Origin of the sequence: Micromonospora arida, from assembly GCF_042873195.1 — a bacterium.
Taxonomy (GTDB): Bacteria; Actinomycetota; Actinomycetes; order Mycobacteriales; family Micromonosporaceae; genus Micromonospora; species Micromonospora arida.
Map to the genome: position 1 here is coordinate 1,286,226 of NZ_JBIALC010000001.1, position 14,006 is coordinate 1,300,231.

At 70.5% G+C, this 14,006-nt stretch carries 12 protein-coding genes; 8 read left to right on the forward strand and 4 right to left on the reverse strand.

Going from position 1 to position 14,006, the window contains the following annotated elements; translation table 11 throughout:
- Positions 1-47: 47 nt before the first annotated feature.
- Positions 48-935, reverse strand: a complete 888-nt coding sequence (locus ACFYP0_RS05935) for a DUF1963 domain-containing protein (RefSeq protein WP_386994644.1) — start codon at positions 933-935, stop codon at positions 48-50.
- Between the two features lie 373 nt (positions 936-1,308).
- Here ACFYP0_RS05935 and ACFYP0_RS05940 point away from each other — a divergent pair, with 373 nt between their 5' ends.
- The gene (locus tag ACFYP0_RS05940; RefSeq protein WP_386994646.1) at positions 1,309-2,496 is read left to right on the forward strand and encodes an amidohydrolase family protein; all 1,188 of its coding nucleotides are present in this window, start codon (positions 1,309-1,311) and stop codon (positions 2,494-2,496) included.
- A 4-nt stretch (positions 2,497-2,500) separates the two neighbouring features.
- Here ACFYP0_RS05940 and ACFYP0_RS05945 read toward each other — a convergent pair whose 3' ends face one another.
- Positions 2,501-2,935, reverse strand: coding sequence for a glutaredoxin domain-containing protein (locus ACFYP0_RS05945; protein WP_124860901.1), 435 nt, complete (start codon positions 2,933-2,935; stop codon positions 2,501-2,503).
- 259 nt (positions 2,936-3,194) lie between these two features.
- On the opposite strand from ACFYP0_RS05945, the gene ACFYP0_RS05950 reads away from it, so the two are divergent.
- The 4 genes from ACFYP0_RS05950 to ACFYP0_RS05965 all read left to right on the forward strand — a co-directional run bounded on the left by ACFYP0_RS05950 (position 3,195) and on the right by ACFYP0_RS05965 (position 7,517).
- The gene (locus ACFYP0_RS05950; protein WP_386994648.1) at positions 3,195-4,709 is read left to right on the forward strand and encodes a family 43 glycosylhydrolase; all 1,515 of its coding nucleotides are present in this window, start codon (positions 3,195-3,197) and stop codon (positions 4,707-4,709) included.
- 139 nt (positions 4,710-4,848) lie between these two features.
- Positions 4,849-6,429 carry an RICIN domain-containing protein gene (locus ACFYP0_RS05955; RefSeq protein ID WP_386994650.1) on the forward strand — a complete coding sequence of 527 codons (1,581 nt, stop codon included), beginning with the start codon at positions 4,849-4,851 and terminating at the stop codon, positions 6,427-6,429.
- Between the two features lie 28 nt (positions 6,430-6,457).
- Entirely contained in the window at positions 6,458-6,985 is a 528-nt protein-coding gene (locus tag ACFYP0_RS05960) for a hypothetical protein (RefSeq protein ID WP_386994652.1), read from the forward strand.
- 10 nt (positions 6,986-6,995) lie between these two features.
- A complete protein-coding gene (locus tag ACFYP0_RS05965) occupies positions 6,996-7,517 on the forward strand; it encodes a hypothetical protein (protein WP_386994655.1) in 522 nt (173 codons plus the stop codon).
- Positions 7,518-7,568: 51 nt separating this feature from the next.
- On the opposite strand, the gene ACFYP0_RS05970 is transcribed toward ACFYP0_RS05965, so the two are convergent.
- Together ACFYP0_RS05970 and ACFYP0_RS05975 are read right to left on the reverse strand one after the other, a co-directional pair.
- A complete protein-coding gene (locus ACFYP0_RS05970; RefSeq protein WP_355496816.1) occupies positions 7,569-8,834 on the reverse strand; it encodes a prolyl oligopeptidase family serine peptidase in 1,266 nt (421 codons plus the stop codon).
- 168 nt (positions 8,835-9,002) lie between these two features.
- Entirely contained in the window at positions 9,003-9,602 is a 600-nt protein-coding gene (locus tag ACFYP0_RS05975) for a hypothetical protein (protein ID WP_386994657.1), read from the reverse strand.
- Between the two features lie 117 nt (positions 9,603-9,719).
- Between ACFYP0_RS05975 and ACFYP0_RS05980 the strand changes: the two genes are divergently transcribed.
- From ACFYP0_RS05980 to ACFYP0_RS05990, 3 genes are all read left to right on the forward strand, one after another.
- Positions 9,720-12,035, forward strand: a complete 2,316-nt coding sequence (locus ACFYP0_RS05980; protein WP_355497129.1) for an ATP-binding protein — start codon at positions 9,720-9,722, stop codon at positions 12,033-12,035.
- Positions 12,036-12,120: 85 nt separating this feature from the next.
- Positions 12,121-13,260 carry a sensor histidine kinase gene (locus ACFYP0_RS05985; RefSeq protein ID WP_386994659.1) on the forward strand — a complete coding sequence of 380 codons (1,140 nt, stop codon included), beginning with the start codon at positions 12,121-12,123 and terminating at the stop codon, positions 13,258-13,260.
- Positions 13,257-13,919 (forward strand): response regulator transcription factor, encoded by a 663-nt coding sequence (locus tag ACFYP0_RS05990; protein ID WP_355496808.1) that lies wholly within the window; start codon positions 13,257-13,259, stop codon positions 13,917-13,919. Before ACFYP0_RS05985 ends, ACFYP0_RS05990 begins: the two co-directional genes overlap by 4 nt.
- Positions 13,920-14,006: the final 87 nt, after the last annotated feature.

Consider the following 14,006-nt stretch of genomic DNA (forward strand, 5'->3'; position numbering starts at 1 on the left):
GATCGTCGGACGGCCGTAGGCAGCGCAGGTGTGCTGCCGTCGCTGTTCTACTCACTGAAATCGGTCACGGAGAGCGCCTCGCCCAGCCGACCGGCGGCCAGGTCGTCGTGGCGGATGACGAAACTGCCGTAGTAGTACCCATCGGCCAGCGGAAACCGGGCGAGCGACACCCATTCGCTCGTCAGCCGGTGCTTTTCCTGCTCCACCTGGGAATACCACTGCGCCACCGGGACGACGATCTCACCGGCCTTCTCCCGCCCGGCGAGGGTCTGCTCGGCGATATTCCTCATCACCTCGTCGTCGGCATATCCGCCGATATCGGCGCTGGCAAGCCCTTCATCGGGCGGCCAGAGGTCGTCGGCCAGCGCACGGAGCTCCTCCAGATGCGGCAGGTCACGCTCCAGGTCACGCGCCAACTGCTGCTGGAAGGGCGACAGGTCGTCCTCGTCGCCCTCGTCCTCGTCGTCGTGCGGTGTGATCCAAGGGGGCAGTTCCGCGCCAAGTCTCGCGCGGAGGTCGTACTGCTCGCCGACGAAGGCGGGGAGGCTGGGGTCCTCCGCCACCTCGATTTCGGTGTCGGCCGGTACGTACACGACGCGCGCGTACCTCCGGTCTCCGGTGCCACCGGCCAGGTGGTCCTCCGCGTGGTCGAGGAAGAAGAGCAGCGAGCCGTCCGCCGGCAGGCCGAAGCCGTCGACTCTCGGCAACGCCGCACAGTCGACGGAGAAGATGAACGGCAACGGACCGGCACCGGCGCTCGGCCAGTCCACGCCCACCGGCAGCCGGGGCAGCCCGCCGAACTGCCCGACCGGGGCACCGCCGGAACCGCCGCCCAACCGGATCGACAGACGCAGGTGCCCGGTGAACCGGCTGATCTCGTCGTCCGGGATGCTCAACTCGCGCGCGGCACGACCAAACCGCCCCTGATGATCCATGGGCCAGCATGATGCCATGAGGACATCGATGTGAGGACGAACCCGGCGCCCGGGGGCGCCGAAGGCTGTGTCCGACCTCGACCAGACATCCGTCCGGGTCGCGCTGGTCGCGGTGGCCCCGCCCCTCACCGGCCACACCAGACACACCCCACCTTTGCTCTGCACCCGCCCATGCGCCAGTTACGGACCGTGCCTGGTGCATGGGCGGGTGCAGAGCAAAGGGCGGATTCCCGGCGCGGAACACCATGCGGCGGGCCGCTAACCCGGCTGGGGGACGAGACATCGCTCTGGCGAGGGAAGCTGCGCGCGCTCGGCGGTGCGATGGTCAGGCCATGACCGGTGGTAACTGCGCCGAGCGGGGGCTGGGATGACGATGACGAAACATGCGGTCCGGGTGGCCCGGATGTTCGACGGCGAACGGCTCGTGGACGGTGGGGCGCTGGTCCTGCTCGACGGCGGACGCATCGCCGACGTGCGCCGGGGCAGGGCTGCGGTGCCGGAGGGCTGGCCGGTGCGCGACGAGCCGAACGGCACCCTGCTACCCGGCTTGGTGGACGCGCACGTACACCTCTGCGCCGACGCCGGACCGGACGCGCTCGGTCGGCTCGCCGAGCAGCGCGAGGCGGGCCTCGACGCGGTCGTCGAGGCGTCACTGCGCAAACATCTGGCCGCTGGCGTGACGACGGTCCGGGACCTGGGCGACCGCCGAGGCGCGGTGCTGCGCTGGCGGGATCGGCGGGTGCGGGACGACCTACCAACGGTGGTGGGGTCCGGCGCACCGCTCACCAGCGTCGGCGGGCACTGCTGGTCGTTGGGAGGTGAGGCGAGCGGTGTCGACGGGGTTCGCGAGGCCGTACGTCTGCGGGCGGCGGCGGGTGCCGATCTGGTGAAGGTCATGGCCAGCGGCGGGGTGTTCACCCTGGGCACCGACACCACGAGGCCGCAGTTCACCGATGAGGAGCTGACCGCCGCACTGGCGCAGGCCCACGATCTGGGCCTGCCGGTGACCGCGCACGCGCACGCGCTCAGCGCGGTCGAGCAGGCGCTGCGCGTCGGTGTGGACGGCATCGAGCACTGCACCTGCGTCACCGTGGCCGGCGCTCGTGTTCCCGCTGAGCTCGCGGACCGACTGGCCGCTTCCGGGGTGGCGGTCTGTGCCACGCTCGGCACCGACCCGGCCGTGGTCACGCCACCGGAGGTGGTGGAGATGGCGGCGCGGGCCGGGCTCAGCGAGGCAGCGCTGCGCGAGGGCGTTGCCACCCTGCACCGGGCCGGGGTCCGCCTGGTGGCCGGTTCGGACGCGGGCCTCGGCCCTGCGAAGCCGCACGGGATCCTGCCCGAGACGCTCCTCGAGTACGTGGCCTGCGGCATTCCCGCCACCGTCGCCCTCGCCGCGGCCACGTCGGTCGGCGCCGAGGTGTGTGGCCTGGGGCGACGCAAGGGCCGGGTCCGCCCCGGGTTCGAGGCCGACCTGTTGATCGTGGACGGCGACCCGACGAGCGACATAACGGTGTTGCGCCGCCCGCTCGCGGTGTACCGCGCCGGTGTGCCGGTGAGATGAAGGGTCAGGATGCGCGGAGCTGCTCGCGGACCCAGGCCCGGTCGGGGTTCACGACAGCCTGATCGCCGAGCACGACGGTGGGCACTGTCTCGTTGCCGTCGGCTACCGCCCGGACGGCGGCGGCAGCGGCCGGGTCGCGCCAGATGTCCACCCAGTGCGCCCGCCGGGCCAGCCGGCCGAGGGAGAACCGCAGCCGCAGGCAGTAGTGACAGCCGGGACGCCAGTACACGATCGGCCGGCCGTCCACCGCGCTGGCCCGTTGCGCCTCGGCGGCGCCCATCGAGCGGGGGAAGGCCCACGGCGACAGCAGCAGCGCCAACGCCAGGAAGACCAGCAACTCGACGCCGCCGACGACGGGCAGACCGGCGGCCAGTTGCGTCACCGCCACCAGCACGCCGCACGCCGCCATCAGGATCGCCAGAACCCACCGTCGCAGCACGCCGAGGACCCTACCCCCAGGTACGCGATGGCCGCTCTTCCGGCCAGGTCGGCGGCCATCAAGCCTTGACATGTATCGATGTTAACGCCAACATGAACTCCGCCACCTGGTAGCAACGCCACCGTCACATTCCCAGCCCTTCGCGCCTCTCCCCCGGTCCTGCCCGACGCCACCGCTCGACGTCGACCGGACCGGCCATGGCATCGCGGCGGCGCTACAGGTGCTGGTCAATGGCCGTTCCCAATCTCGCGGAGGACACATGCCGCTGCCATTCCCTCGAACCGACCCGAACACCCGTCGGGCCGTCCGCCGGGGGTCTGCCGGCCACGGTGTCCCTCGACGTCTGCGGTCGGCGCTGGCCGCGGTGCTGGTGGTACTGGCCGTGTCGGCCGGCCTGCCCGCGGCCGCGCCGGCGCACGCCGCGCCAGCCGTCAACTTCACCAACCCGTTGGTGAACCAGCGGGCCGACCCGCACATCTTCCGGCACACCGACGGCTACTACTACCTGACCGCTACGGTGCCGCAGTACGACCGGATCGTGCTGCGCCGGGCGACCACCCTGCAGGGGTTGGCAACGGCCGCAGAGACGACGATCTGGAGCCGTCACACCAGCGGAGAGATGGGCGCCCACATCTGGGCGCCGGAGATCCACTTCATCAACAACCGGTGGTACGTCTACTTCGCCGCGGGCCGGACCGACGACGTGTGGCGGATCCGGATGTACGTGTTGGAGAACGCCAACGCGAATCCGTTGACCGGTCCGTGGACGGAACGCGGCCGGATCACGACACCCTGGGACACCTTCAGCCTGGACGCCTCGACCTTCGTCGCCAACGGAGTGCGCTATCTGACCTGGGCACAGCAGGAGCCGTCGATCGGAAACAACTCCAACGTCTACCTCGCCCGAATGGGTGCCAACCCGTGGCAGATCACCGGCACCGTGACCCGACTTGTCGTGCCGACGTACGACTGGGAGACCCGCGGTTACCGGGTTGCCGAGGGACCGGCGGTAATCCAACGAAACGGCCGGATCTTCCTGACCTACTCGGCCAGCGCCACGGACGCCAACTACTGCCTCGGGATGCTGAGCGCCTCCGCCAGCGCGAACCTGCTCGACGCCGCCTCCTGGAGCAAGAGCCCCAGCCCGGTGTTCGCCAGCAACGCGGCCACCGGCCAATACGGCCCCGGCCACAACTCGTTTACCGTCTCGGAGGACGGGCAGAGTGACATCCTCGTCTACCACGACCGGAACTACCGCGACATCACCGGCGATCCGCTCAACGACCCGAACCGACGCACCCGGCTACAGAAGGTGTACTGGAACGCCGACGGCACCCCGAACTTCGGCATCCCAGTGCCCGACGGAGTCACACCGGTGCGGCTGCGGTCCCATGACCAGGCCAGCAGCTTCATCCGGCACTACGACTACCGGGCACGGATCGAGCCGAACGTGACCAACCTGGCCGACTCCCAGTTCCGCATCGTCACCGGCCTCGCGGGCGGCGGTTCGGTGTCGCTGGAGTCGACCAACTTCCCCGGCTACTACCTACGCCACCGGGGCTACGCCCTGTACGTGGAGAAGAACGACGGCTCGGCGCTGTTCGGCGGCGACGCGAGCTTCCGTCGTCAAGCCGGCCTCGCCGACAGCGCCGGGATCTCCCTGGAGTCGCAGAACTTCCCGGGCCGCCACGTGCGCCACCGCGACGGACTGCTCTACATCGAGGCGGTCACTTCGAGCGCCGAGCGCGCCTCGGCCACCTTCCACCTCGAGTAGGTACCGCGGTCGTCGACACCCGTCCAGGTTCGCCCGGAGCCCATTGCAGCCAGGAGGAGCCATGCCCTTCAGCATCACCAGAAGACCGTCCAGCGGCGGATCGATTTGTCGCGGCCGGCGTACGGGCCTGGTGTTCGCCATGATCACCACGCTGGTCGGCGCGGCCGGTGCCGCTCTGGTCGGCGCACCGCCGGCAGCGGCGGCGAGCATCGACACCAACGCCTACTACGTCCTGGTCAATCGGAACAGCGGCAAGGTCCTCGACGTCCGGGACACCTCGACGTCAGACGGCGCAGTGATCCAGCAGTGGTCCCGTAACGACGGCGCGTGGCAACAGTTCCAGTTCGTCTCCTCCGGCAGCGGCTACTACCGCCTCAAGGCCCGGCACAGCGGCAAGGTCGTCGACCTCTGGGAGTGGAACACCGCCGACGGCGCCGAGTACCGCCAGTGGTCCGATCTCAACGGCACCAACCAGCAGTTCCAGGTCCTCGACTCCGACGGCGGCTACGTCCGGCTGATCAACCGCCACTCCGCCAAGGCACTTGAGGTCTGGGAGCGGTCCACCGCCGACGGCGGCCGGATCAGTCAGTACGCCGACCTCAACGGCCCGAACCAGCAGTGGCAGCTGGTCGTGGTAAGTGGCGGCAGCACGCCACCGACCACCGGCTGTGGCAGCGGGTCGAGCAACGCCGAGGCCGTACTGAGCGGGAGCACCTGGACGGCCCGCAATGGCTCGTCGACGGTCTACTCGGGCGCGGACATGTTGTCGGCGATGCAGGCGGCGGTCAACTCGCTCTCGGCGGGCCGTACGTCGAAGCAGCGGGTGGTGGTTCGCGGCTCCGGCTCGATGAGCGCGGGTTCGCGGTTGTCGCTGCCGTCGTACACGACCCTGGCCGTGTGCGGCACGATCAACGTGACCGGGTCGGGTTCGGGTGACCAGGCGCCGGTGTACTCGCGGGGCACCACGGACGTCGAGGTGCAGAACCTCACGCTGACCGGTGCGCCGTTGTACGGGATCTTCATGCGCAACGTGAACAACCTGACTCTCGGGCAGATCGACATGCGGCTCTCCGCCGGTCTGGGCGTACGCATCGACAACCACGGTGGAGATCGAGCGGTCAAGGTGCGCAACGTCCGCATCGACAACGTGTACGTGTCGGGGACCGGCACCCACGGGGTGGAGACGTACGGCGTGGACGGTCTGACGATCGGCACGGTCACGGCCCGGAACACCCGGGACTCCGGCCTGCTGCTCAATGACACGATCAACGCCACTGTGGGCACCGTCGACGCGCAGGGCGCCGGGGCCGGGACCGGGTACGCTGCGTTCCGGATGGCCAACCGCAACGGCCGGGTGGGCAACTCGTACCCGACCAACATCCGGGTCGGAACCGTGCTCGCGTCCGGCGGTGGTCGGGGAATCTTCTGCGTGTCGGAGTCCGGTGGCGCGGTCATCGACCGGGTGACGATCTCCAACACGGGGAACAACTCGATCCTGGTGGAGAACTGCTACAACGTCGTGATCGCCGGGGTGTCCGGGACGGTGACGGGCGGCGGCGAGGTGCGGATCGCGGCCCGGAGCGAGTTCCCGATCTCCTCCGGCATCCGATTCCAGAATCTGACCGTCAACGGCACCAACATCACCCAGAGCCCGTGCGGTGGAGCGAACAACACGATCAGCAACGTCACGCGGGTCAACTCGACGCTGACGTGGTGTTGAGCGCTTCTCCTTCGGCTATCGTCGCCGGATGCCCGGTGCCCGTACCGCCGTGACCGCCATTGTGGCCCTCACGATCGTTGACGTCGCCCACACCATCGTCGCTCTTGCAGCGTACGAGCACCGGATCGGCGTGGTCACCCACGACGGGTCCGGCCTGGTGGAGATGCTCAACACCATCGTGCCGCTTCGCGAGCTGTCCACAGCGACGTTCTGTCTTCTGCTTCTCACGCTGCTCACCGCCTGGGCCAGCGTCGCCCACTGGGTCATCCGGGCCGGACGCGCCGGACCAGCGGTCGCACCCACAGCGCCAGGGGCGAGGTGGTGGATGAGCGCGGTCATCGCCGTACCCCTCAACCTGATCGCAGCCGTGCAGTACCTGAACGCCACCGCGAACGGAGGCGAGTACATGAGGACTGTCCTGGCCGAGACCACCCTGCTGCTGGTCGCTGCATCTGCGGCACTCGTGACCACCACGACCGCTGGAATCCGAATCGTCCGGCACAGCGCGGCAAAATCGGATGGCTCGGGGGTTTCGCCGGCTCGCGCTTACGGGTAGCGGATGGCCCATGAACCGCAATCTCGTCAAGGCTCTACAGGTCGCGTGGGAGCTGCCGGAGTTCCGTTCCGGGGTGCGACACGTCGTCGATCTCGAGGAGATTGCGGGACTGCTGGCGACGCTGTCCGTTCCGGACCATGACCACGAGGTGGAGCGCAGCCTGCTGAGCCTGCTGCGGTCCGCCCTGGACACGGTCGAGATTCGGGAAGCGGTGTTGCTGCTGCTGGAGCGCGACGAGGTGCGCAGGCCGCTCGTCGCGGCCGCGGTGGAGCCGCTGGCGGACCGGCCGGGTCAGGCTGCCGCCATCGCGTCGGCGGCCGAGGATCCTGTGGTGCGGCGTGAGGTGCGGGCGGTGCTGGCCAGCGCCAAGGTGCGCGAACTGATCTGGCAGGCCATCGAGAACCAGCTGAGCGACGACCGGCTCGGTCTGATCCGCCGGGCGGCGGTGCTGTTCGTGCGGCACCCGAGCGTCCGGCGCCTCGCCTGGGCGGTGCGCCGGCACGGCGTGTTGCGCGAGCTACGCCGTAAGTAGTCCGTGCCGGACGGCGGCGCGGCACTCTTTGGCCTTACCCCGGAGAGCAGATCACCGACGGCGGCGGGCCATCCACTGCCAGATGTGGGTGCCGTTGAGGCTCGGGTCGTTGCGGGCCACGTAGATCCAGGACCAGTGACCGGGGAACTGGTAGCCGTTCCAGACGACGTGGTCGTACAGGCTGATCAGTGATCCCGGAATGAGGTCGTGGGCGTGGATCGTGTTGGTCTCGGGTGGCACGGTGTCGTCGTCGCGCGAGGTGACCAGCCAGGTCGGGGTCCGAATGCTCGCCAACTCCGCGTCGGTGATCAGCGGCGGGCCTTCCCCGCTGAGCGGCTCGACGACACCGCAGATCGGCACCGAGGCGGCGAACAGGTCGGGGTAGGTCGAGGTCATCTCCAGGGACATGTAGCCGCCGTTGCTGCAACCGACCACGTAGATCCGGTCCGGGTCGACGCGCTTGCGGCGTACGAGGTCTGCAACGATCTCGCGGATCAGCGGGGCGAAGCGGGGGCCGTCCTCCATCCAGTAGGAGGTGCTCTGCGGAGCGACGACGTACGCGCCGGAGAAGATCCGCTGGGCCTGCGGGGTGGCGAAGCCGAGCGCTCCCCGGTTGGCGCGCAGCGTGGTCTCGTTGTCGTAGTAGCCGTCCGGCAGCGAGGCACCCTCGCCGCCACCGTGCAGCCAGACGATCAGCGGCCGCCGGTCGTGGCGGGGCGAGTGGTCGGGCGAGTAGAGCCGGTACTTCATACCCGAGCCAGAGACGTGGTAGCTGAAGGCGTCCACCTCGGGGTTCGACAGCCCTGCCTGCACGAAGCGGCTGATGGTGACCGGCGAGCCGTGCCGCCGGACGATCGGGGTGTTCTGGGTGATGGTGTAGACGAGGTCCAGCCGGACGTTGCGGCCCCTGCTCAGGATGTAGCCGAGGGTGCCACCGCCGGGTTGGCCCTCGGCGTGGCTCAACTCCAGCACGATGTTGCCGTGCCGGTCGAGCCGGGCCGTGGTCACCGTGCGGTCCAGGTCGTACTCGCTGAAGATCAGGTCGCCGGGAGCGATCGGGATCGGGCTGGTGGCCTTGGCGTGCACGGTGAACGTGCCGGGGGTCAGCCCGGCGGGGTCGATCGACCCGAGCCTGCGGGTGTCGAGGGTGACCGAGGTGACCTGCTCACCGCCGTCGAGTGTTCTCGCGTCGAGGGTGAAGCTCACGCTGGTGGGATGGTGTCCACCGGCGTGGGCGGCGACGCCGGGCAGGGCCAGGCCGATGGCGGCACCGGCCCCACCGGCCAGGACGGTGCGGCGAGTGACAGACGTGGACATGCGGGCCCCCGTTACCTTGCGATGTAGAAGCTCATCGATGGCAACCTCAACGTAACGCCGCGGAGATCCGCTGGCAACCGGTGCCGGCACGGGTGATCAGGGCGCGCCCCATGAGCTGCCGGGGAGACGCCCTGACCAATCATGGGAGCAACGCCGCCCCCGACACCGTCAGCTCAGACGCTCGAACACGGAGAACGGGTAGACCCAGGCGGGGTTGAAGATGAGGCCCAGCCGGTGCAGGTACCGCTGGCAGGTGCTCGGCTGCGCGGGGTCGGTGCAGAAGGTCACCCACAGCTCGGAGTAACCATCCTTGTCGGTCGGGCTGAGGTGGACGATCTCGTCGCGCACGACGAACTGCATCGAGGTCAGTCGGGGGTCCTGCACGTCGTTGGGGAACGAGAGGGAGGTGTCCAGGCCGTACAGCACGATCTCGTTGGGAAACAGGCAGACGCTCGCCTGGAAGTACAGCTCGTAGATGGTGGTGTAGGTGGCGGTCTCGTAGACCTCCTCGGAGACCTCCTCGCGGTAGCAGGGGGTGTTCGGCGGGAACGCGGGCGGCGTGGGCACCCGGATCGCGTGTGTCGTGATGTCACCCGTGGTGCGGGCCGCCTTGCCCGACGATGTCGCCCGCAGGCCGCCGTCGGCGCAGGCCGCCTTCGTCTTGCAGATGGCCGGGTCCGGCGCCGCCGACGCGGCCGCCGCCGGCACGGTGAGCGTCGCCGCGAGCACGGTCAGGGCCAGGACCAGAGGCTTGAGATGTACGGACACATGACCTCCAATGGTTTGATCGGTGCGCTCTGCACCCGAGCAGGATCGCCGATCTGGCCGAGCCTCTGGCCGGGATTCCGTACACCGCCGTACACTGACGAACGTCGATTGTCGACGGTGGGGGGCGGGGCGCTGGATGCTGCGGGGGCGCACACGTCCGACGACCTCGCCGGGTTGTTGCGGGCGTTACGACGCAGGCACGCCCGCCAACAGTGCGACAGTGAGCTGACCTATCGGGAGTTGGCCGCCCGTACCGGCTGGTCGCACACCGCTGTCGCGGAATACCTCACCGGCAAGACGCTGCCACCGACCGACCGGCTCGACGCGCTGGTCCGGCTCCTCGGTGCCACGCCGGCCGAGCAGGGCGCGCTGGCCACCGCCCGGGACCGCATCGAGGAGAGTCGCCGCCGCGCGCCACGCGCACCCGCCCGGATGGTGCCCCGGCAGTTGCCCGCCGACGTGGCCAGCCTTGCCGGGCGTGAGGACAAGTTGGCCCTTCTCGACAAGCTCGTCGCCGCGCCCACCGCCGTCGTGGTCGCCGCGATCTCGGGTACCGCCGGGGTGGGCAAGACCGCCCTGGCCGTGCACTGGGCGCATCGGGTCGCCGATCGGTTCGACGACGGTCAGCTCTACGTCAACCTGCGGGGCTTCGACCCGCGCGGGCAGGCGCTGAGCGCGGCGAAGGCACTGCACGGCTTCCTGGACGCGCTCGAGGTGCCGGCCGCCCGGGTGCCCGCCGACCTCGACGCGCAGGCCGCCCTGTACCGCAGCGCGCTGGCCGGCAAGCGGGTCCTCATCGTGCTGGACAACGCGCGGGACGCCGAACAGGTCCGTCCGTTGCTGCCCGGCACGTCCACCACCGTGGTGCTGGTGACGAGCCGCAACCAGCTCACCTCGCTGGTCAGCCTCGACAGCGCGCACCCGATCCCGCTCGGCCTGCTCAGCCGCGATGCGGCACGTCACGTGCTCACCAATCGGCTCGGTGCCGAACGGGTGGCCGCGGAGCCGGTGGCCGCCGAGGCGATCATCGCCGCCTGCGCCCGGCTACCGCTGGCGTTGAGCATCGTCGCCGCCAGAGCCCAGCAGTCCGGATTCCCGCTGGCCACCCTCGCGACCGAGTTGGGGACGGCCGGTCGGCGGTTCGGTGTGTTGGACGCGGGTGACGCGGTCGGTGAGGTACGTGCGGTGTTCTCCTGGTCGTACACCGCGCTCACCCCGCCGGCGGCCGGCCTGTTCCGGTTACTGAGCCTGCACCCCGGCCCGGACATCACGGTGGCGGCGGCGGCGAGCCTGGCCGGTCTTCCGGCGGACGGAACCCGCCGGTTGCTGACCGAGCTGACCCGCGCCAACCTGCTCGCGGAGTACCGGCCCGGCCGGTTCACGGCACACGACCTGTTGCGGGCGTACGCCGCCGAACTCAGCGACGGCACCGACCCCGAGCCGGACCGCCGGGCCGCGACGATCCGGCTTCTCGACCACTACACCCACACCACCCACACCGCCGACGCCCTGCTGCGCCCACACAGCGACCCGGTCGACCACCTCGTGACCCCGCCCGCGGCCGGCGTACGTCCTGAGTGGCCCACCACCCACGCGGAGGCGATGGCCTGGTTGACCGCCGAGCACCCGGTCCTGCTCGCCGCGCTCCGCCAGGCCGCCGGTGCCGGGTTCGACGCGCACACCTGGCGGCTGGGGCGGGCCCTCGACACGTTCCTGGACCGGCAGGGGCACTGGCAGGATCGCGTCGAGACCTGTCGGGCGGCCCTGCTCGCCGCCGAGCGTCTCGGTGACCCGGTCGCGCAGGCGGTCGCGCACCGTTTCCTCGCCGGCGCCCACACCGTGGTCAACCAGTACGCCGACGCGCTGAGCCACCTCGAACAGGCCCTCGACCTGTACGTCCGCGCTGGAGACACCGAGGGCGAGGCGCGTACGCACCAGAACCTCGCCTCGCTGTGGGACCGGCAGGGCGAGCCACGGAAGGCCCTTGAGCACTCGCAGCGGACCCTCGTCCTGGCCCGGGCCGCCGGCCATCGCCGGGCCCAGGCCGACGCGCTCAACGCGGTCGGCTGGTGCCATGCCCAGCTCGGCGAGCACCGCGGGGCGTTGGCGTACTGCGAGCAGGCACTCGCACTCCTCCAACAGCTCGACGACCGGGCCGGCGAGGCCGCCACCTGGGACAGTCTCGGCTTCGCCCACCATCACCTCGGTCAGTACGGCCGGGCCGTGGAGTGCTACGAGCGCACGCTTGAGCTGACCCGCGATCTCGGCGACCGCTGGGGCGAGGCGGACACCCTCAGCCGGCTCGGCGACACCCGCCACGCTCTCGGCGACCCCACCTCCGGCCGGGCCGACTGGCAGCGGGCACTTGACATCTTCACGGCCCTCGACCACGCGGATGCCGCCGCCGTCCGCGCCAAACTCCAGCTCCCGTGATCGAACCCATCGACCGGCAACCGGGCCACCCGCCTCGTACTTTGGGACGATCTGGAGTCGCACCACCGTTCGTACGATGAATGCCATGCACGCTCGCCTGCACGCGGTGTTGACCGAGCCGCGTGTCTCCCCCGCCCCGTCGCGGACATGGCGCGACTGGGCGGTGATCGTCGTCCTCGGGCCGGCGATCGTGGTGGAAGGTTTCTTCCGACCCGATCTGCCCTGGCGGGTGGGCTGCGTCGTCGTCGCGCTCGCGCTGCTGCCCACGCTCCTGTGGCGGCGTAGGGCGCCGCTCGCGATGGTGGTGATCGCGTTCGGCTGCACGACGGTCGCGCCGTTCGTGCTGCCCGGCGATCCCTGCCAGCTGTTCACGGCGAGCTTCCTGGTCCTCCTGGTCTACGCGCTGTTCCGCTGGGGATCCGGCCGGGAAGCCGTGCTCGGTTCGTTCTTCGTGGTGGCCAAGGTGACCGCCGCCGGTCTGGTCGGCCCGGTCGACGGCGGTGAACTGGTCGCCGGTTTCGCGGTGATGTTCGCCGCCGCCACGCTGGGTGTCGCCATCCGCTTCCGCGCCGCCGCCCGGCTGCGCGAGCTCGATCGGGTGAAGCTGTTGGAGCGTGAACGCCTCGCCCGCGACCTGCACGACACGGTGGCCCATCACGTGTCGGCGATGGCGATCCGCGCCCAGGCCGGCATCGCCGCGTCGGCGACCCAGCCGGGTGCCGCCGTCGAGGCGCTGCACACCATCGAGGCCGAGGCGTCCCGTGCCCTGGCCGAGATGCGCGCGATGGTCCGCGTCCTGCGCCGCAACGAGCCCGCCGACCTGGCGCCCAACCCGCAGGTCGCCGACATCGGGCGGCTCGCCGGCCAGTTCCGCACCGGGCCCGCCGTGGACGTGGAGCTGTGCGGCGACCTCGGCGACCTTCCGCCCACGGTCGGCTCCGCGCTCTACCGCCTGGCCCAGGAGTCGGTCACCAACGCCCGTCGCCACGCCCGCCACGCCACCCGCATCGAGGTCAGCGTCGCGGCCGACGAGACGTCCGTGCGCCTGCGGGTCAGCGACGATGGCGAGGCCGGCGCCGCCCGTCCGACCGGCCCGCCCGGTTTCGGCCTGGTCGGAATGAAGGAGCGCGCCGACCTGCTCGGCGGCACCTGCGAGGCCGGCCCCGATCCCGACCGCGGATGGACCGTCACGGCCGTGCTTCCGCGCGAGGGGGTCGGCGCGTGACGGTTCGCGTGCTCGTGGCGGACGACCAGGAGATCGTCCGTACCGGCCTCACCATCATCCTGAACACGCAGCCCGGCATCGAGGTCGTCGGTGGTGCCGGCGACGGCCGCGAGGCGGTCGAACTCGCCCGGCGGCTCCGCCCCGACGTGTGTCTGTTCGACATTCGGATGCCGGGCATGGACGGCATCGAGGCCACCCGGGCGCTCGCCGGGCCAACGGTCCCGGAGCCGCTCGCGGTGGTCGTCATCACGACCTTCGACCTCGACGAGTACGTGTACGCGGCGCTGCGGGCCGGCGCCCGCGGCTTCCTGCTCAAGGAGGCCGGACCTGACCTGCTCAGCCAGGCCGTGCACGCCGCCGCCAACGGGGACGCGCTGATCGCGCCGAGCGTCACCACGCGGCTGCTGAAGGCGTTCGCCGACGCGGATCCGGCCGCACCACGCACGCAGCCCATCGAGGCGCTCACCGACCGGGAGGAGCAGGTCCTGGTCGCCGTCGCGCGGGGACGCACCAATCAGGAGATCGCCGACGAGCTCTACATCACGTTGAGCACGGTCAAGTCGCACGTCACCAGCTTGATGACCAAGCTGGGGGTGCGTAACCGGGTCGAGTTGGCGATGTGGGCGTACGAGACCAACCGCCGCCGACGGCACTGGTGACCGGCGGAAGTACGACGACGGCGTCCGACCATGGGCCGATCCGATCGCGGCCCTTGTGCCGATGAGCGAGGGCGGGTGCGGCGCCCA

Bases quoted from the DNA above. Each gene is read 5' to 3' on its own strand.
- ACFYP0_RS05940 (WP_386994646.1), top strand. From the start codon at position 1,309: ATGACGAAACATGCGGTCCGGGTGGCCCGGATGTTCGACGGCGAACGG.
- ACFYP0_RS05955 (WP_386994650.1), top strand. From the start codon at position 4,849: ATGATCACCACGCTGGTCGGCGCGGCCGGTGCCGCTCTGGTCGGCGCA.
- ACFYP0_RS05935 (WP_386994644.1), bottom strand. From the start codon at position 935: ATGGATCATCAGGGGCGGTTTGGTCGTGCCGCGCGCGAGTTGAGCATC.
- ACFYP0_RS05950 (WP_386994648.1), top strand. From the start codon at position 3,195: ATGCCGCTGCCATTCCCTCGAACCGACCCGAACACCCGTCGGGCCGTC.
- ACFYP0_RS05965 (WP_386994655.1), top strand. From the start codon at position 6,996: ATGAACCGCAATCTCGTCAAGGCTCTACAGGTCGCGTGGGAGCTGCCG.
- ACFYP0_RS05985 (WP_386994659.1), top strand. From the start codon at position 12,121: ATGCACGCTCGCCTGCACGCGGTGTTGACCGAGCCGCGTGTCTCCCCC.
- ACFYP0_RS05960 (WP_386994652.1), top strand. From the start codon at position 6,458: ATGCCCGGTGCCCGTACCGCCGTGACCGCCATTGTGGCCCTCACGATC.
- ACFYP0_RS05970 (WP_355496816.1), bottom strand. From the start codon at position 8,834: ATGTCCACGTCTGTCACTCGCCGCACCGTCCTGGCCGGTGGGGCCGGT.